The sequence below is a fragment of the Streptomyces griseoluteus genome, assembly GCF_004784465.1.
Lineage (GTDB): Bacteria > Actinomycetota > Actinomycetes > Streptomycetales > Streptomycetaceae > Streptomyces > Streptomyces griseoluteus.
Window position 1 is genome coordinate 344,265 of the sequence record NZ_SRRU01000006.1, and the last position, 17,833, is coordinate 362,097.

Consider the following 17,833-nt stretch of genomic DNA (forward strand, 5'->3'; position numbering starts at 1 on the left):
AACCGGACAGCCGGGGACACGGCGGCTCCCGTGTCCCCGGCCGGGCGCGCTATGCCGGGCGCTGGAGCACGGTCAGGCTGCGGTCCGCCAGGGTGAGGCGCTCACCGGCCGCCACCTTCGGACCCGCGCCCGGCGGCACCCCCTCGGGCCGGGCGGTGTCCACGACCACCTGCCACTGCCTGCCGTGGTCCACCGGCACCAGGAAGTCCAGCGGCTCGTGCGAGGCGTTGAACATCAGCAGGAACGAGTCGTCCGCGATCCGCTCCCCGCGCGGGCCCGGCTCGGAGATGGCGTTGCCGTTCAGGAACACCGCCAGCGCGGAGGCGGGCGCCGAGTCCCAGTCGGCCTGGGCCATCTGCTTGCCCTCCGGCGTGAACCAGGCGACGTCCGACAGCTCGTCCCGGGTGCCCTCCACCGGGCGCCCGTGCAGGAAACGGCGGCGCCGGAACACCGGGTGCTCGCTGCGCAGCCCCACCATCGCGCGGGTGAACTCCAGCAGCGCGGCCCGCTCGTCGTCCCCGTCCGCTTCCTCCAGCTCGGGCCAGTCCACCCAGGAGATCTCGTTGTCCTGGCAGTAGGCGTTGTTGTTGCCGCGCTGGGTGCGGGCGAACTCGTCGCCGTGGCTGATCATCGGCACGCCCTGGGACAGCATCAGGGTGGCGATGAAGTTGCGCATCTGCCGGCCGCGCAGCTCGCGCACCTCCACCTCGTCGGTGTCACCCTCCACCCCGCAGTTCCAGGACCGGTTGTGGCTCTCGCCGTCCCGGTTGTCCTCGCCGTTGGCGTCGTTGTGCTTGTCGTTGTACGAGACGAGGTCGTGCAGGGTGAAGCCGTCGTGGCAGGTGACGAAGTTGATCGAGGCCAGCGGACGGCGGCCGTCGTCCTGGTAGAGGTCGGAGGAGCCGGTGAGCCGGGAGGCGAACTCCGCCAGCGCGCGCGGCTCCCCGCGCCACAGGTCCCGCACGGTGTCCCGGTACTTGCCGTTCCACTCGGTCCACAACGGCGGGAAGTTGCCCACCTGGTAGCCGCCCTCGCCCACGTCCCACGGTTCGGCGATCAGCTTCACCTGGGAGACCACCGGGTCCTGCTGGACCAGGTCGAAGAACGACGACAGCCGGTCCACCTCGTGGAACTGCCGGGCCAGGGTCGCCGCGAGGTCGAAGCGGAACCCGTCGACGTGCATCTCGGTCACCCAGTACCGCAGCGAGTCCATGATGAGCTGCAGCACGTGCGGCGAGCGCATCAGCAGGCTGTTGCCGGTGCCGGTGGTGTCCATGTAGTAGCGCGGATCGTCGGTCAGCCGGTAGTACGACGGGTTGTCGATGCCCTTGAAGGACAGCGTCGGACCCAGGTGGTTGCCCTCGGCGGTGTGGTTGTAGACCACGTCGAGGATGACCTCGATCCCGGCCTCGTGCAGCGCCCGTACCGCCGACTTGAACTCCAGCACCTGCTGGCCCCGGTCGCCCCAGGAGGCGTAGGCGTTGTGCGGGGCGAAGAAGCCGATGGTGTTGTAGCCCCAGTAGTTGTTCAGGCCCATGTCGACCAGGCGGTGGTCGTTGACGAACTGGTGGACCGGCATCAGCTCCAGCGCGGTCACGCCGAGCCGGGTCAGGTGCTCGATGACGGCCGGGTGGGCGAGCCCGGCGTAGGTGCCGCGCAGCTCGTCCGGCAGCCCCGGATGGCGCATGGTCAGGCCCTTCACATGGGCCTCGTAGATCACCGTGCGGTGGTAGTCGGTGCGCGGCGGACGGTCGTCGCCCCAGTCGAAGTAGGGGTTGATCACCACCGAACTCATGGTGTGCGGCGCGGAGTCCAGGTCGTTGCGCCGGTCGGGGGCGCCGAAGTGGTAGCCGTACACCTCCTCGCCCCACTGGACCGACCCGCTGACCGCCTTCGCGTACGGGTCGAGCAGCAGCTTCGCCGAGTTGCAGCGCAGCCCCCGCTCGGGCGCGAAGGGGCCGTGCACCCGGAACCCGTACCGCTGGCCCGGCATCACACCGGGCAGGTACGCGTGCCGGACGAACGCGTCGCTCTCGCGCAGTTCCACCGCCGTCTCGGAGCCGTCGTCGTGCAGCAGACACAGCTCCACTCGGTCCGCGGCTTCGGTGAAGACCGCGAAGTTGGTACCGGCACCGTCATAGGTGGCGCCGAGGGGATACGCCTCTCCAGGCCAGACCTGCATGCACTCGACTCTTCCAGGTGCGGGGCCCCGGTGGGGGCGCGTTGGCGGCGAGTCTCCCCGAAAGTGAGGGCACCTGACGTCTACCGCCCTCCGCTGCCGGCCGACCCGTGGTCACGGATGACCTCTACCCCCACCCGAAGGAGGGAAGCCGCGCCGTCCCCGGCGAGCCCGGCTAGGTCCGCCCGCGGCCGGGACGCTCCGGGCGGGGGCCACCGGCACACGAGCCGCTCACCAGCGGCGCGCCGCCCTCCGCACCGGTTCGCGCCGCTATGACTCCGCTCACTCCCTCCGCTCCCGAACGCCCGGAACGGCCACTGACGCAAGGCAAGTTGAGAAACCTACCTGTCCATCCGGCTGCATCGCCGACCGCTCCCGGAGTACCCTTCCTTGATCGTTGGGACGGGGAAGGTCCGGGGGACGGAAGGCGGTGCAGGGTGGGCTCGGGAGGGCTGGAGCTGCCCCCTGGTGGCGAGGGTCACGAGGGGAGCGGTTCCACGGACGTCCCGCCCGGCGCGGTGTCCCTGGCGCGTCCGATGGGCGCGGGGTCGATCGGACCGGAACTGGACTGGGACGCGGGCGCCTGGCTGGAGGTGCGCACCCGGGCCCAGCGGGCGGGCCGCGCCTACATCTGGCTCAACCTCGTCGAGCAGCGGCTGCGCGCCGTGGTGGCCGCCGTGCTGCGCCCCGTCTACGAACCCGTCCACGGCGACGACTGGGTGGTGGCCGCCGCCGGGCCGGCCGGCCAGGAGTGGGTGCAGCGGGCCGTGGCGGTGCGTGAAGTCAGCCGCCGCAAGGGCTACTTGCTCGACCCGGCCGACGACAATGTGCTGAGTTTCCTGACGTTGCCGCAACTGCGCGAGCTGATGGTGCAGCACTGGCCGTGCTTCGAGCCGTACTTCGACGAGCGCCGGGACCTCGAACTCGCCCTGGACGAACTGGAGGTGACCCGCAATGTCGTCTCCCGCAACCGGGCGCTGTCCGAGGCGGTGCTGAACCAGGCCGAGCGTGCCTCCGCCCGGCTGCTGGAGCTGCTGGGCGCCGCCGGTGACGTGCCCTCGGCGGGCCGGCTCCCGGTGGACGCGGTCGAGGACCTGGTCGGCGACCGGTACGCGGACGTGGTCGCCGTGCACTCCGACCGGGTGCGGCTGATGGGCCAGTTCCCGGCCGAGGACCTGTTCGGCGGGGCCCGCCGGCTCGACGCCATCGGCATCGGGCTCAACCTGCTGGTGCAGAACTTCTCCGGCCGCCGCCTGGTCCGGCTCGCGGAGTCCGGCTGCCGGGTCCGGCTGCTCTTCCTCAACCCGGCCTCCAGCGCGGTCAAACGCCGGGAGCGCGAACTGGGCATGAAGCGCGGCGAGTTGGCGCGCTCGGTCGAGATGAACATCCTGCACATGCGCCGCGTCCGCTCCCGGCTGCGCGACCCGGGCGCCTTCGAGATCCAGGTGTACGACGAGACCCCGCGCTTCACCGCCTACCTGGTGGACGGCGACGGTGCGGACGGCGTCGCCGTGGTGCAGTCCTACCTGCGGGGGGCGCGCGGCATGGAGTCGCCGGTCCTGGTGCTGCGCGGCGGCAGCCGGGTGGTCACGTCGGACCAGTCGGGCGATTCCGGACTCTTCCCCACCTATCGGGAGGAGTTCGAGCTGGCCTGGGCGGACTCGCGGCCAGTGTCCTGAGGTCCGCCGCCGACGGGCGGCCGGGGGCGTTGTCAGTGCCCCGTGTCATGGTGGAGCCACTGGGGGAACGCACCACCAAGAAGGGGGGCCGCCCATGGGCTGGCACCGGGAGCCGCTGATCGGCTTCGACCTGGAGACGACCGGGACCGATCCGCGTCAGGCGCGCATCGTCACGGGCGCCGTGCTGGAGGTCAGGGCCGGCGAGACCCTGGGACGCCGGGAGTGGCTGGCCGATCCGGGCGTGGAGATACCGGCCGACGCGGTCGCCGTGCACGGCATCAGCAACGAACGCGCAGCGGCCGAGGGCCGCCCGGCCGACCAGGTCGCCGACGCCCTGGCGAACGCGCTGGTGTCCGCCTGGGACTCGGGCATGCCGGTCGTCGCGTACAACGCCGCCTTCGACCTCACCCTGCTCTCCGCCGAGCTGCACCGGTACGGACTGCCCTCGCTGGCCGAGCGGCTGGGCGGCCGTGTCCCGGCCCCGGTCGTCGACCCGTACACCATCGACCGCCGGGTCGACCGCTACCGCCGGGGCAAGCGCAACCTGGAGGCGGTCTGCGCGGTGTACGGGGTGGTGCTCGGCACGGCCCACGACGCCTCGGCCGACGCGCTGGCCGCCGCCCGGCTGGCCACCGCGATAGCCGAGCGGTACCCGAAGATAGCCGGGCTGGGGCTGGCGGAGCTGCACCGCTGCCAGGTCGAGTGGTACGCCGAATGGGCCGCCGACTTCGAGGCGTTCCTGCGGCGCAAGGGCGAGGCGGACGCGGTCGTCGACCGGGTCTGGCCGGTGCGCGAGCTGACGGACGCCGTCGTGCCGTAGGCCGCTCCGGTCAGGCTCAGAAGGGGTACCAGCGCACCGACTCGTCCCCGTCCCGGAGGGACGCCACCCGGCGTTCGAACTCGGCGAGTGCCTTGGGGTTGGCCGGGGCGTGCTGGGCGACCCAGGCGCAGCTCGCCGTCTCGCGGGCGCCGCGCAGCACCGAGCAGCCCTCCCACTCGCGCACGTCCCAGCCATAGGCCGAGGTGAAGGCGTCGTACGCCTCGGCGGGCAGGCCGTAGCGGTCGCGGGAGAGGGCCATCACCACGAGGTCGTGCTCGCGCAGGTCGGCGGAGAAGGTCTCCAGGTCCACCAGGACCGGGCCGTCCGGGCCGATGTGCACATTGCGGGGCAGCGCGTCCCCGTGGATCGGGCCGGGTGCCAGACGGGGGGTCAGCGCGGCGGCGGCCGAGGCGAAGCCGTCGCGCCGGGCGCGCAGATAGGCCGCGTCCTCGGGGTCGATCGCGTCGCCCGCCAGCCGCAGCCAGCGCTCCACTCCGCCCAGCAGTTCGCGGGGCGGCAGCGGCACCGGGGGAGCGGGCAGGGCGTGCACGAGCCGCAGCAGCTCGGCCAGGTCGCGGGGTTCGGCGGGGCGTACGGCGTCGGGCAGCCGGTGCCAGACGGTCACGGGGTGGCCGTCGACGAGCAGCGGTTCGGGCCCGGCCGCGCGTACCGAGGGCACCCCGGACTCGGCCAGCCAGGTGGCCACGGCCAGCTCGCGGCGGGCCCGGTCGAGCAGTTCGGGGTCCCGGCCGACCTTGACGACCAGGTCTCCGGCGGCGAACACGGCGTTCTCGCCCAGGGCGAGGAGGCGCGCGTCCGCCGCCGGGGACAGCACCTTCGCCCCGGCCAGTACCGCCCGCGCCCGTGCCTCGTCCATCGTCCGCCTCCGTGCCCTGTGGTCGTGTCGTGTGTCCCGATCCGGGCCAGTCTCGCATTCGCACAGGTCGGGCGGTGTGCGGTCCCTTGACGGACCGCGCCGCGTTCACGACCATGAACACGCCAACCGGGCCAGGCAAAGGGGCTGATGCCATGACCTCGCCGGTGACCTCGCCGGTCGAAGCGCGGCGTCCGCCCGTGCGCACCGGCGGCCGCGACCACGCCGTCTGGTTCCTGGTGCTGCCCGCCCTGATCCCGATCCTCGTGCTCAGCGTGGGCCCGCTGCTCTACGGCGTCCTGCTGTCCTTCACCGACGCCCAGTCCGGCCGCACCGCGCCGACCCGCTGGATCGGCGCGCTGAACTTCCGGGACCTCCTGCACGACACGCTGTTCTGGGAGTCGTTCCGGATCGGCCTGGTGTGGGCGGTCGGCGTGACCGTACCCCAGTTCCTGCTGGCGCTCGGCCTCGCCCTGCTGCTCAGCCAGGACCTCAGGCTGCGCTGGCTCGCCCGCGCCCTCGCCATCGTCCCCTGGGCGATGCCCGAGGTGGTGGTCGGCATCATGTGGCGCCTGGTCTACAACCCGGACGCGGGCATCCTCAACGAGACGCTGCGCGACCTCGGTCTCGGCGACGGCCGGGACTGGCTGAGCGGTCTGGCCACCGCGCTGCCCGCCGTCGTCGTCGTCGGCATCTGGGCCGGGATGCCGCAGACCACGGTCGCCCTGCTCGCCGGCCTGCAGAACACCCCGCGCGAACTTCACGAGGCGGCCGCCGTGGACGGCGCCGGCGCCTGGCGGCGGTTCCGCGCGGTCACCTGGCCCGCACTCAGACCCGTGGCCCTCTCCATCACCGCGCTCAACCTGATCTGGAACTTCAACTCCTTCGCCCTGGTGTACGTGCTCACCAGCGGCGGACCCGGCGGAAAGACCCGGCTGCCCATGCTGTTCGCCTACGAGGAGGCCTTCCGCTACGGCCAGTTCGGCTACGCGGCCGCGATGGGCTGCGTGATGGTCGCCGTCGTCTCCGTGGTGCTCGCGGTGTTCCTCGCGGGCCGGCTGAAGGGGGGCCAGGACGCGTGAGGACCCGGCCCGCGGCCCGCGCGGGGCAGTACGCCGCCCTGCTGGCCTATCTGATCTTCCTGGCGTTCCCGTTCCTCTGGCTGCTGTCCACCGCGTTCAAGCCGCCACGCGAACTCGGCAGCCTCCACCCCACCTGGATTCCGCACCGCCCCACCCTCGCCAACTTCCGGCAGGCGTTCGACGAGCAGCCCCTCCTGCACGCCGCTCTCAACTCCCTGCTCGCGGCGCTCGGCGCGGCTGTCATCGCCGTACTGATCGCTACTCCGATGGCGTATGTCATGGCCCGGCACCGCACCTGGCCGGCGCGGGCGGCGAGCGGGTGGGTGGTGGTCAGCCAGGCGTTCCCGTTCGTGCTGGTCATCATCCCGCTGTTCCTGGTGCTGAAGCGGCTGCGGCTGATCGACTCCCTGGCCGGGCTGACCCTGGTCTACGTGGTGTGGTCGCTGCCCTTCGCGCTGTGGATGCTGGTCGGGTACGTACGGGCGGTCCCCGTCGAACTGGAGGAGGCGGCGGCCGTCGACGGGGCCGGGCGGCTGCGGACCCTGGTGTCGGTGACGGCGCCGCTGCTCGCGCCGGGCATCGCGGCGACCGCGCTGTTCGCCTTCGTCACGGCGTGGAACGAGTTCTTCTTCGCGCTCGTGCTGCTCAAGAGCCCCGGCAACCAGACCCTGCCGGTCGTGCTGACCCATTTCATCGGCGCGGAGGGCGTCGCCGACCTCGGCCCGCTGGCCGCGGCCGCGTTCCTCGCCACCCTGCCCTCCCTCGTGGTGTTCGCCCTGCTCCAGCGGCGGATCACCGGGGGTCTGATCGCCGGAGCGGTGAAGAGCTGATGCGGACCAGGATCACCATGGCGGTCGCCGCCCTCCTGCTGCTCCTCGCGGGCTGCTCCTCCGGCGGTCAGAAGGAGGGCGGGCCCGTCACCCTGCGCTTCCAGTCCCTCGCCTGGCAGCAGGAGTCGGTCGCCGCCAACAAGGAACTCGTGCGGGAGTGGAACGCCGCCCACCCGGACGTCCGGGTCGAGTACGTCCAGGGCAACTGGGACAGCGTGCACGACCAGTTGCTCACCTCCTTCGAGGGCGGCGAGGCCCCCGACGTCATCCACGACGCCTCCGACGACCTGGCCGACTTCGCCTACGGCGGCGACCTCGCCGACCTGAGCGGGCTGCTGCCGGCCCGGCTCAAGGCGGACATCCCGCAGCGCAGTTGGCAGGCGACCACCTTCGGCAAGGGCGTCTACGGCGTGCCCTTCCTCCAGGAACCCCGCGTGCTCATGGCCAACTCCGTCTGGCTGCGGAAGGCCGGGGTGCGCATCCCGACGCCCGAACACCCGTGGAGCTGGGCGGAGTTCCGCAAGATCACCGCGCGGCTCAGCGGTGACGGCAGGTACGGCGTCGCCTGGCCGCTGAAGGAGCCCGTGTCCGTCACCCTCAACCTCGGGCTCTCGGCGGGCGGCACGCTCTTCCAGCGGGGGAGCGACGGCAAGGTGAGTGTGCGGTTCCGGGCCGGTGACGCCGTCGTGCCGCGCACCGTGCACGACCAGGTCGCCCGCGACCGCAGCGCGCCCGCCTCGACGCTCGGCAGCGGGGGCTCGGACACGCTGCCCGGCTTCTTCGCCGGGCGGTACGCGATGGTCCCGCTGGGCTTCTCCTACCGCCAGCAGATCGAGCAGCAGGCCCCCAAGGGCTTCCAGTGGGAGGTGCTGCCCGCCCCGGCCGGCGCCGACGGGCTCACCCAGGGCGTCAGCCCGCAGACCCTCTCCATCGCCGAGGACTGCCCGCACAAGAAGGAGGCCGCCCGGTTCATCGACTTCCTGCTCAGGCCCCAGAACATGGTGCGTCTCGCCCTCGGCGACTGGATGCTCCCCACCGGCACCGAGGCCCTCGCCGACCCGGCCCTGCACACCACCGACCGCGGCTGGGCCACCGGCACCGCCCTGGCCGCCCGGCTGCGCCCGGCGCCCGCCCAGTCGGTGCGCGGCTATCCGGAGTGGAAGGACAAGATCGCCACTCCGGCCCTCCAGGAGTACTACAGCGGCGCCATCGGCCTCGCCGACCTGCGAAAGAGGCTGGAGAAGGACGGCAACCTGGTCCTCGCCCGCTACCAGCGCTGAGCGGCCGGGCGTAATTCGCTGGAGCGGGCCACCGGGCGCCACCTAGCCTCGACGGCATGACCCCCCAGCGCCCCGCACACATCGCCATGTTCTCCATCGCCCAGCACGGCCATGTGAACCCCAGCCTGGAGGTGATCAGGGAACTCGTCGCACGCGGCCACCGCGTCACCTACGCCATCCCGCCGCTCTTCGCCGAGAAGGTCGCCGCCACGGGCGCCGTGCCCGTGCCCTACACCTCCACCCTGCCCGGCCCCGACGCCGACCCCTCGGCGTGGGGGACCACGCTGCTGGACAACGTCGAGCCCTTCCTCGCCGACGCCATCCAGGCGTTGCCGCAGCTCATCAAGGCGTACGAGGGCGACGAACCCGACCTGGTCCTGCACGACATCGCCTCCTACCCCGCCCGCGTCCTGGCCCACCGCTGGGGCGTGCCCGCCGTCTCGCTCTCCCCGAACCTCGTCGCCTGGGAGGGCTACGAGAAGGAGGTCGCGGAGCCCATGTGGGCCGAGCCGCTGAAGACCGAGCGCGGCCGGGCGTACTACGCCCGGTTCGCGGGATGGCTCGCGGAGAACGGCATCACCCAGCATCCGGACCCCTTCGCCGGCCGCCCCGCGCGTTCGCTGGTCCTCATCCCCAAGGCGCTGCAGCCGAACGCCGACCGGGTCGACGAGCGCGTGCACAGCTTCGTCGGCGCCTGTCAGGGCGACCGCGCGGACCAGGGCACCTGGGAGCGGCCCCAGGGCGCCGAGAAGGTGGTCCTCGTCTCTCTCGGCTCGGCCTTCACCAAGCGGCCCGCCTTCTACGCCGAGTGCGTACGCGCCTTCGGAGACCTGCCCGGCTGGCACCTCGTCCTCCAGATCGGCCGGCACGTGGACCCGGCCGAACTCGGTGAGCCGCCCGCCAACGTCGAAGTGCACTCCTGGGTACCACAGTTGGCGGTGCTCCGGCAGGCCGACCTGTTCGTCACCCACGCGGGCGCGGGCGGCAGTCAGGAGGGGCTGGCCACGGCCACCCCGATGATCGCCGTCCCGCAGGCCGTCGACCAGTTCGGCAACGCCGACATGCTCCAGGCGCTCGGTGTGGCCCGCACCCTGCTCACCGAGGACGCCACCGCCGACCGCCTCCGCGAGACGGCCCTCGCCCTGGTGGACGACCCCGAGGTGGCGGCGCGGCTGCAGCAGATCCAGGCCGGCATGATGCGTGAAGGGGGCACGACGCGGGCCGCCGACCTGATCGAGGCGGAGCTGCCGGGGCGCTGACCTCGGTGGAGAAAGGTTGTTGAACCAGTCACAAGATCGTGGAGGAGTTGCCCGGCGCCCACTCGATCCGACAGAGTTTCCCGCGACGGGCGTACCGTCGGGTATGGCCGTCGTGCCCGCCCCCACGGGGCACGACGGCCGTTCTATCGTGGGCGGATGACGACGACGTACGCGGCGCTGCTGCGCGGGATCAACGTGGGCGGCAACAAGAAGCTTCCGATGGCCGACCTGCGGACTCTCCTTGCCGAGCTGGGCCATGACGACGTTCGCACCCATCTCCAGAGCGGCCAGGCGGTGTTCACCGCCTCCCAGGGCGACGAGGGCATCCTGGCCGGGGAGTTGAGCGCGGCCATCGAGAAGCGGTTCGGCTTCCCGGTCGACGTGATCGTGCGGGATCACGCCTATCTGACGGCGGTCGCGGAAGCCTGCCCGTTCCCCGCCGACGCGCTGGAACCCAAGCAGGTGCACGTCACCTACTTCTCCGGCCCGGCGGACCCCGAGCGCTTCGCCGGGATCGACACCGCCGCCCGCCTCCCCGAGGAGTTCCGCCTGGGGGACCGCTGTCTGTACCTCTACGCACCCGACGGGCTCGGCCGCTCCAAGCTGGCCGAGGAGCTGGGCCGCCCGCGCGTCACCCAGGGCCTGATCGCGACCACGCGGAACTGGAACACCGTCCGCAAACTGGTCGAGCTGACCGGCTGACGGCGCCCTCTACCGGAGGGCCGGCGAAAGTCAACCCCTTTCACTCCAAAGGGGTTGATTGCTGGTGCCGTCGGCCGCTTCGTGGGTAACGTCACCGACCGAGCCGACCCGGCACGCTTCCCTCGCCGCAGCCCGGCCCCCGTAAGGCCCCCGGATCAGGAGTGAGGACGACAGACGTGAACGCGTACAACCAGCCCGGCAGCACCTCCGGCCGACCGGTACCCGGCGGCGACGGTACCGACCTGGAGACCCTGATCCGGCTCGCGGACGGACTCGTCGCCGCGCTGCACGCCGAGTACCCGGTGCTCCTCGAACACGGCGAGATCATCCAGGCCGAGCTGGCCCTCGCGGCCGACGACGGCTTCCCGCCCAACCGGGGGCGCATCCGCCACCAGCTCGACGACCTCTGCATCGGCGCCGCCGCCGGCACCGGCACCCTCGAGTACACCCGGCGCCTGACCACGGCGCTCAATCTGTAGAGCGCTCGTTCTGTGGAGCGCTCAGGCGCCCACGGCCACCGGGACCGACCGCAGCGCCTCGGCGTAGCGGTCGAGCAGCACCCGCGCCACCTCCGGCGCCGGGCCCAGCACATCGGCCAGGACGTCCGCGTCGGCCGCGCCCCGCGCGATCCGGTCGGGCAGGAAGCCCGGCGCCAGCACATAGGGCGCGACGGCCACCCGCTCGCACCCCTGGGCGCGCAGCTCGCGCACGGCGTCCTCGGTGTGCGGGAGGCGGGCGGAGGCGAACGCGGGTCGCACGGCGCACCAACCGGTGCGCCACCACTCCCGCGCGATGTCGGCGATCACCGCGATCGCCTCCGCGTCGGAGGACCCCGCCGAGGCCAGTACGACCCCGGTCGAGGACTTGTCGGCGGGGCTGACCCCCGCCTCGTACAGGCGCCGTTCCAGCGCCGAGACCAGCAGCGGCGACGGGCCGAGCACCTCCGCCTGCCTCACCCGCATCCCGCGCGGTGCCTCCCGCAGCACGGCCGGGATGTCGGCCTTGGCGTGGAAGGCACGGGTCAGCAGCAGCGGCTGCGCGACCACCTCGCGCACCCCGTCGGCCGCCAGCGACTTGAGCACACCGCCGACCGAGGGCACGTTGAAGTCGAGGAAACCGGTCACCACCCTGAGGTCCGGCCGCATCGACCTCACCCGCGCGACCAGGGCGTGCACGGTCGCGGCGTGCCGGGGGTCGCGGCTGCCGTGGGCGACGATCAGGAGAACGGGTTTGTGGTGCATGGGAGTTCAGCTCTTCACCAGCAGGCCCCGGCTGCGCAGCACCCACCGCTCCAGCGGACTGAAGATCAGCAGGTCGACCGCGATGCCGACGAACAGGATCAGCAGGATGGCCTCGAACACCATCGCCATGTCGAGGGCGTTGCGGCCGTTCTCCAGCAACTGGCCGAGGCCGACGCCCAGATCGGGGAAGGACGCGATGATCTCGGCGGCCATCAGCGAGCGCCAGGAGAACGCCCAGCCCTGCTTCATTCCGGCCACATAGCCGGGCAGCGCGGCGGGCAGCGTGATGTGCCAGACGCCGCGCAGCCCGCCGGCGCCCATGGTGCGGCCCGCCCGCAGGAACAGCGGCGGCACCTGGTCGATGCCGGACACCAGGCCGTTGGCGATGGAGGGCACCGCGCCGAGCAGGATCACCGCGTACATCATCGAGTTGTTCAGCCCCAGCCAGATCACCGCCGGGGGCACCCAGGCCACCGAGGGCAGCGACTGGAGGCCGGACAGGATCGGCCCGATGGCCGCGCGCACGAATTTCACCCGCGCCACCAGCAGGCCGAGCGGGGTGCCGATGAGCAGGGCCAGGCCGAAGCCGAGCAGACCGCGCGAGACGCTGGTCCAGATGTAGCCGAGGAGCTTGCCCGCCAGCCAGTCCCGCTGGACCGCCTCCCACACCGCCCTCGGCGCGGGCAGCTTGGTGGGATCGGAGACGATCCCGAAGGACACCAGGGCCTGCCAGACCAGCAGCACCACCAGTACGGCGGTGACCGGCGGCAGCACCTTGGTGACCAGGGTCTGCCTCAGCGGCACCCGTGCGCCGTGCGGGGTCTCCAGGGCGTCGAGGCCCGCTTCCACGCTCCCCGTGTCGGGAGCCCGTGTCGTCTCAGTGCTGGCCATGGCGGCGGATCTCCCCTCGCAGCGCCTCGGTGATCTCCAGGGACAGTTCCGCCACGGGGGCGTCCTCGATGCGGCGGGGCTGCGGGATGTCCACCGTCCACTCGTGGGCCACCTTGCCCGGCCGGGAGGACAGCAGCACGACCCGCTGGGCCAGCCGTACCGCCTCGCGCACGTTGTGCGTCACGAAGAGCACGGACAGGCCGGTCTCCGTCCAGACGCGGGTCAGCTCGTCGTGCAGCACATCGCGGGTGATGGCGTCGAGGGCCGCGAACGGCTCGTCCATCAGCAGCAGTCCGCTCTCCTGCGCCAGCGCGCGGGCCAGTGCCACCCGCTGCCGCATACCGCCGGAGAGTTCGTGCACCCGCTTGCCGTACGCGCCCCCCAGCCGGACCAGTTCGAGCAGCGACTCGGCCTTGTCGCGGCGGTCGCCCTTGGGCACGCCCCGCAGGCGCAGGGCGAGTTCGACGTTCTTGCCCGCGGTCAGCCACGGGAAGAGGGCGTGCTCCTGGAACATCAGGGCCGGACGGCCGTCGGTGTCGATGGACCCGGTGCTGGGCCGGTCCAGGCCCGCGACCAGGTTGAGCAGGGTCGACTTGCCGCAGCCCGAGGCCCCCAGGAGGGTGACGAACTCGCCGGGCGCGACATCGAGGCTGATGTCGTCCAGCACGAGCTGCTGTCCGCCCGGGCCCGGATAGGACTTCGAGACGTGGTCGAGGCGGGCGGCGTACTCGACTGCCGGGCCGGCCTTGGTGAGGGTGGTGGCCATGGTCGTCACCTCCTGGGAACTCATGGGTTGGCGTCGTCAGTCGGTGCCGAGCCCGGCGGCGTCGACCTTGGGGGCGCCTTCGGCGCCGAGGACCTTGTTGAGCAGGGTCAGGTCGTAGATGCCCTTGAGGTCGGGCTTGGCCAGCAGGCCCGCCTTGACCGCGTGGCCGGCCTCGGTGTTCAGGGTCGCGGCCAGCGGGTCGTCGGTGGTCTGGATCGACTTCCACGCCGGGTCCAGCACGGCCGGGGCCAGCGCCTTGCCGGAGTCGGCCTCCAGCTGCTTGTTCGCCGACTCCTTCGCCGCGTCCGGGTTGGCCTTGATCCACTTGTTGGTGCGCACCGAGGCCCGCAGCACCGCCTCGACGGCCTTCGGGTGGGCCTTGAGGAACTTCTGCGACACGATCACGTTGGTGATCACGAACTTCTTGTCCGGCCACAGGTCGGACTCGTCCAGCAGCACCTTGCCGCCCTCGGCGACCAGCTTGGACGCGGTCGGCTCCGGCACCCACGCACCGTCCAGGGAGCCGGCCTTGAAGGCGTCCGGGGTCACCTTGTTGTCGCTGCGGACCACGGTGACGTCACCCTTGCCGCTCTGCGCGTCGATCTGGTAGCCCTGCTCCGCCGCCCAGTTGAGGAAGGCGACGTCCTGGGTGTTGCCGAGCTGGGGCGTGGCGATCCGCTTGCCCTTGACGTCCTTCAGCGACTTGATCTTCTTGGGGTTCACGACCAGCTTCACCCCGCCGGACGCCGAACCGCCGATGATCTTCAGGCTGCGGCCGCCGGACTTGGTGTAGCCGTTGATGGCGGGGGAGGGGCCGATCCAGCCGATGTCGATGGAGCCGGAGTTGAGCGCCTCGATCTCGGAGGGGCCCGCGTTGAAGGTGGCGTAGTCGGCCTTGGTGGCGCCCAGTTCCTTCTGGAAGAGGCCCTGCTGGCGGCCGACCAGCGCGGTGGCGTGGGTGAGGTTGCCGAAGTAGCCGATCTTGACCGAGTCCAGGCCGTCGATCTTCTTGGCTCCGGAGGCGACCTTCTGGTTGGCGGGGACGTCCTTGGCCTCGGACCCGTAACCGCAGGCGGCGAGGGCCAGCAGGGGGAGTACGGCGAGGACGGCGAGACCGCGGCGCGGCAGCGGCGAACGGTTGGCAGGCACGGGAGGCGTTTCCTCTCGTCGGCCCGGCGGTCACGGTGTCAGGCCGTGGCCGGGAGGTCGATGGGTCTTCGTCGTCGCAACCGGGACGTCGTCGGGTGGGGGGAGGGCATCGCGTGGGGGAGCAGGGCGCGCGAGCGGTGCGCGTACGTCAGCGCGCACATCGCGCGACCCCGCCCTGCCCGGAGCCGAGCGCGCCGCTGCCGATGCGGCCGCCCTCCTTGGCGAACGTCGAGAAGACCTCGGTGGTCTGCATGGTCAGAAGTCCCACCCGTCGTCGTCGGCCTCGGTCACCGGCTCGGGCGCGGCGAAGGACTCGCCGACCATGCCCGCGGTGAGGGTGGTGCCGTCGGCCGGGTCGATCAGGATGAAGGAGCCGGTGCGGCGCGAGTCGGCGTAGGAGTCGACCGGCAGCGGCTCGGCGGTACGGATCTTCACCCGGCCGATGTCGTTGGCGGCGAGCGTCCCCGGATGCGGGTGCAGGGACAGGTCGGCCAGGGTGAGCCGGGACGGGATGTCCTTGACGATCGCCTTGACCGTGCGGGTGCCGTGCTTGAGCAGCACCCGGTGGCCCACGGTCAGCGGCTGGTCGGCGACATGGCACACGGTCGCCTCCACGTCCTGCGTGGTCGCGGGCGCGTCCTTGCTCGGCACGATCAGGTCGCCGCGCGAGACGTCCACGTCGTCCGCCAGCAGCACGGTCACCGACTGGGTGGTCCAGGCCACGTCCACCGGCTCGCCCAGCAGGTCGATCCCGGCGATCCGGCTGGTGCGGCCGGACGGCAGCACCGTGACCTCCTCGCCCACCCGGAAGGTGCCGGACGCGATCTGTCCGGCGTAGCCCCGGTAGTCGGGGAGTTCGGCGGTCTGCGGACGGATCACGTACTGCACCGGCAGCCGGGCGTGGCAGTGCGCCAGGTCGTGGCTGACCGGCACCGTCTCCAGGTGCTCCAGCACGGTCGGGCCGCCGTACCAGTCCGTCCGGGGGGAGGCGTCGACCACGTTGTCGCCGGCGAGCGCCGAGATCGGGATCGCGGTGACCTCGGGGACGCCCAGCTCGGTCGCGTACGCCGTGAACTCCTCGGCGATGGCCGCGAAGACACGCTCCTCGTAGCCGACCAGGTCCATCTTGTTCACCGCGAGCACCACGTGCGGCACGCGCAGCAGGGCGGCGATGGCCGCGTGCCGGCGGGTCTGCTCGACCACGCCGTTGCGGGCGTCGACCAGGACCACGGTCAGCTCGGCGGTGGAGGCGCCGGTGACCATGTTCCGGGTGTACTGCACGTGTCCCGGCGTGTCGGCCAGGATGAAACGGCGGCGCGGGGTGGCGAAGTAGCGGTAGGCCACGTCGATGGTGATGCCCTGCTCCCGCTCGGCCCGCAGGCCGTCGGTGAGCAGCGCCAGGTCCGGCGCCTCCTGGCCCCGGCTCGCGGACGCCCGCTCCACGGCCTCCAGCTGGTCCACCAGGACCGACTTGGAGTCGTGCAGCAGCCGTCCCACCAGGGTGGACTTGCCGTCGTCGACGGAGCCCGCGGTGGCGAACCGGAGCAGGGTGGTGGCCGACAGCGCCTCGGCGGTGATCGTGCTCATGGTCAGAAGTACCCCTCGCGCTTGCGGTCTTCCATCGCGGCCTCGGAGAGCTTGTCGTCGGCGCGGGTCGCGCCCCGCTCGGTGAGCCGGGACGCGGCGATCTCGGTGATGACCGCCTCCAGCGTGGTCGCGTCGGAGTCGACGGCGCCGGTGCAGGACATGTCGCCCACGGTGCGGTAGCGCACCAGCCGCGTCTGGACCGGCTCGGTCTCCTTCGGCCCGCCCCACTCGCCGGCGGTCAGCCACATGCCGCTGCGGGAGAAGACCTCGCGCTCGTGCGCGAAGTAGATCTCCGGCAGCTCGATCTTCTCGCGGGCGATGTACTGCCACACGTCCAGCTCGGTCCAGTTGGACAGCGGGAACACGCGCACGTGCTCACCGGGGGCGTGGCGGCCGTTGTACAGATTCCACAGCTCCGGGCGCTGGCGGCGCGGGTCCCACTGGGAGAACTCGTCGCGCAGCGAGAACACCCGCTCCTTGGCGCGGGCCTTCTCCTCGTCGCGCCGGCCGCCGCCGAACACCGCGTCGAACCGCTCGCTCTGGATCTTCTCCGTCAGCGGCAGCGTCTGCAGCGGGTTGCGGGTCCCGTCGGGACGTTCCTTGAGCACACCCCGGTCGATGTAGTCCTGTACGGAGGCCACATGGAGGCGCAGCCCATGTGCGGCCACCACACGGTCCCGGTACTCCAGCACCTCGGGGAAGTTGTGCCCGGTGTCCACATGGAGCAGGGCGAAGGGCACCGCCGCGGGCGCGAACGCCTTCAGCGCCAGATGCAGCATGACGATCGAGTCCTTGCCCCCGGAGAACAGGATCACCGGGTTCTCGAACTCGCCGGCCACCTCGCGGAAGATGTGCACCGCCTCGGACTCCAGCGCGTCCAGGTGGGAGAGGGCGTACGGGCTGTCCGTGCCCTCGCCGCCACCCGTCACCTCGGCGACGGTCGTCATGCCAGTCCCCTCTCGTCCAGCAGGGCGCGCACCGCGGCCGCCGACTGCGTGACGCTCTGTCCCTGCGTCTCGATCCGGAGGTCCGGCGCCGCCGGCTCCTCGTACGGGTCGTCCACGCCGGTGAGTCCGGTCAGCTCGCCCGCGGCCTGCCGGGCGTACAGCCCCTTCACGTCCCGCTCGCCGCACACCTCGACCGGGGTCGCCACATGGACCTCCAGGTACGGGGTGCCGTTCGCCGCGTGCCGCTTGCGCACCGCCTCCCGGCTGTCCGCGTAGGGCGCGATCACCGGAACCAGCGCCAGCACGCCGTTGCGCGCGAGGAGTTCGGCCACGAAGCCGATGCGCTGGACGTTGGTGTGCCGGTCCTCGCGGGCGAAGCCGAGCCCGGACGAGAGGAACTCGCGGATCTCGTCGCCGTCGAGCACCTCCACCCGCCGTCCCTCGGCGCGCAGGCGGCCGGCCAGTTCGGTGGCGATGGTGGTCTTGCCGGCGCTCGGCAGACCAGTGAGCCAGACGGTGGCTCCGGTCGTCACGTGTTCTCGCTCCT

17 protein-coding genes are annotated in these 17,833 nt (G+C 72.0%); 8 read left to right on the top strand and 9 right to left on the bottom strand.

Annotated elements, in window-relative coordinates:
• Window positions 1–49 precede the first annotated feature (49 nt).
• Window positions 50–2,182 (bottom strand): glycogen debranching protein GlgX, encoded by a 2,133-nt coding sequence (gene glgX, locus E5082_RS18705; RefSeq protein ID WP_135792376.1) that lies wholly within the window; start codon window positions 2,180–2,182, stop codon window positions 50–52.
• Between the two features lie 434 nt (window positions 2,183–2,616).
• Between glgX and E5082_RS18710 the strand changes: the two genes are divergently transcribed.
• Window positions 2,617–3,858, top strand: coding sequence for an SAV2148 family HEPN domain-containing protein (locus E5082_RS18710; RefSeq protein ID WP_135792377.1), 1,242 nt, complete (start codon window positions 2,617–2,619; stop codon window positions 3,856–3,858).
• 94 nt (window positions 3,859–3,952) lie between these two features.
• Complete coding sequence (locus E5082_RS18715; RefSeq protein ID WP_135792378.1) at window positions 3,953–4,678, top strand: 3'-5' exonuclease; 726 nt, start codon at window positions 3,953–3,955, stop codon at window positions 4,676–4,678.
• Window positions 4,679–4,694: 16 nt separating this feature from the next.
• Here E5082_RS18715 and E5082_RS18720 read toward each other — a convergent pair whose 3' ends face one another.
• Window positions 4,695–5,555 (bottom strand): phosphotransferase enzyme family protein, encoded by an 861-nt coding sequence (locus E5082_RS18720; RefSeq protein WP_135792379.1) that lies wholly within the window; start codon window positions 5,553–5,555, stop codon window positions 4,695–4,697.
• 152 nt (window positions 5,556–5,707) lie between these two features.
• Between E5082_RS18720 and E5082_RS18725 the strand changes: the two genes are divergently transcribed.
• From E5082_RS18725 to E5082_RS18750, 6 genes are all read left to right on the top strand, one after another.
• A complete protein-coding gene (locus E5082_RS18725; RefSeq protein WP_229918856.1) occupies window positions 5,708–6,634 on the top strand; it encodes a carbohydrate ABC transporter permease in 927 nt (308 codons plus the stop codon).
• A complete protein-coding gene (locus E5082_RS18730; RefSeq protein ID WP_135792380.1) occupies window positions 6,631–7,464 on the top strand; it encodes a carbohydrate ABC transporter permease in 834 nt (277 codons plus the stop codon). Before E5082_RS18725 ends, E5082_RS18730 begins: the two co-directional genes overlap by 4 nt.
• Window positions 7,464–8,744, top strand: a complete 1,281-nt coding sequence (locus E5082_RS18735; protein WP_135792381.1) for an ABC transporter substrate-binding protein — start codon at window positions 7,464–7,466, stop codon at window positions 8,742–8,744. Before E5082_RS18730 ends, E5082_RS18735 begins: the two co-directional genes overlap by 1 nt.
• A 56-nt stretch (window positions 8,745–8,800) precedes the next feature.
• On the top strand, window positions 8,801–10,003 hold the full coding sequence (mgt, locus tag E5082_RS18740) for a macrolide-inactivating glycosyltransferase (protein ID WP_135792382.1): 1,203 nt from the start codon (window positions 8,801–8,803) through the stop codon (window positions 10,001–10,003).
• Between the two features lie 156 nt (window positions 10,004–10,159).
• Window positions 10,160–10,705, top strand: a complete 546-nt coding sequence (locus E5082_RS18745; protein WP_135792383.1) for a DUF1697 domain-containing protein — start codon at window positions 10,160–10,162, stop codon at window positions 10,703–10,705.
• Between the two features lie 176 nt (window positions 10,706–10,881).
• Window positions 10,882–11,184: a hypothetical protein gene (locus E5082_RS18750; RefSeq protein WP_135792384.1), complete on the top strand. Its 303-nt coding sequence runs from the start codon at window positions 10,882–10,884 to the stop codon at window positions 11,182–11,184.
• 21 nt (window positions 11,185–11,205) lie between these two features.
• On the opposite strand, the gene E5082_RS18755 is transcribed toward E5082_RS18750, so the two are convergent.
• From E5082_RS18755 to cysC, 7 genes are all read right to left on the bottom strand, one after another.
• Complete coding sequence (locus E5082_RS18755; RefSeq protein WP_135792385.1) at window positions 11,206–11,946, bottom strand: sirohydrochlorin chelatase; 741 nt, start codon at window positions 11,944–11,946, stop codon at window positions 11,206–11,208.
• Between the two features lie 6 nt (window positions 11,947–11,952).
• Window positions 11,953–12,837 carry an ABC transporter permease gene (locus E5082_RS18760; protein ID WP_135792386.1) on the bottom strand — a complete coding sequence of 295 codons (885 nt, stop codon included), beginning with the start codon at window positions 12,835–12,837 and terminating at the stop codon, window positions 11,953–11,955.
• Window positions 12,824–13,603, bottom strand: coding sequence for an ABC transporter ATP-binding protein (locus tag E5082_RS18765; protein WP_135792387.1), 780 nt, complete (start codon window positions 13,601–13,603; stop codon window positions 12,824–12,826). The genes E5082_RS18760 and E5082_RS18765 overlap by 14 nt, the downstream gene beginning before the upstream one ends.
• A gap of 36 nt (window positions 13,604–13,639) precedes the next feature.
• Window positions 13,640–14,752, bottom strand: coding sequence for an aliphatic sulfonate ABC transporter substrate-binding protein (locus tag E5082_RS18770; RefSeq protein ID WP_135792388.1), 1,113 nt, complete (start codon window positions 14,750–14,752; stop codon window positions 13,640–13,642).
• Between the two features lie 255 nt (window positions 14,753–15,007).
• Window positions 15,008–16,339, bottom strand: a complete 1,332-nt coding sequence (locus tag E5082_RS18780; RefSeq protein WP_135792389.1) for a sulfate adenylyltransferase subunit 1 — start codon at window positions 16,337–16,339, stop codon at window positions 15,008–15,010.
• Between the two features lie 2 nt (window positions 16,340–16,341).
• Entirely contained in the window at window positions 16,342–17,286 is a 945-nt protein-coding gene (cysD, locus tag E5082_RS18785; protein WP_135792390.1) for a sulfate adenylyltransferase subunit CysD, read from the bottom strand.
• Entirely contained in the window at window positions 17,283–17,819 is a 537-nt protein-coding gene (gene cysC, locus E5082_RS18790; RefSeq protein WP_229918855.1) for an adenylyl-sulfate kinase, read from the bottom strand. Before cysC ends, cysD begins: the two co-directional genes overlap by 4 nt.
• Window positions 17,820–17,833: the final 14 nt, after the last annotated feature.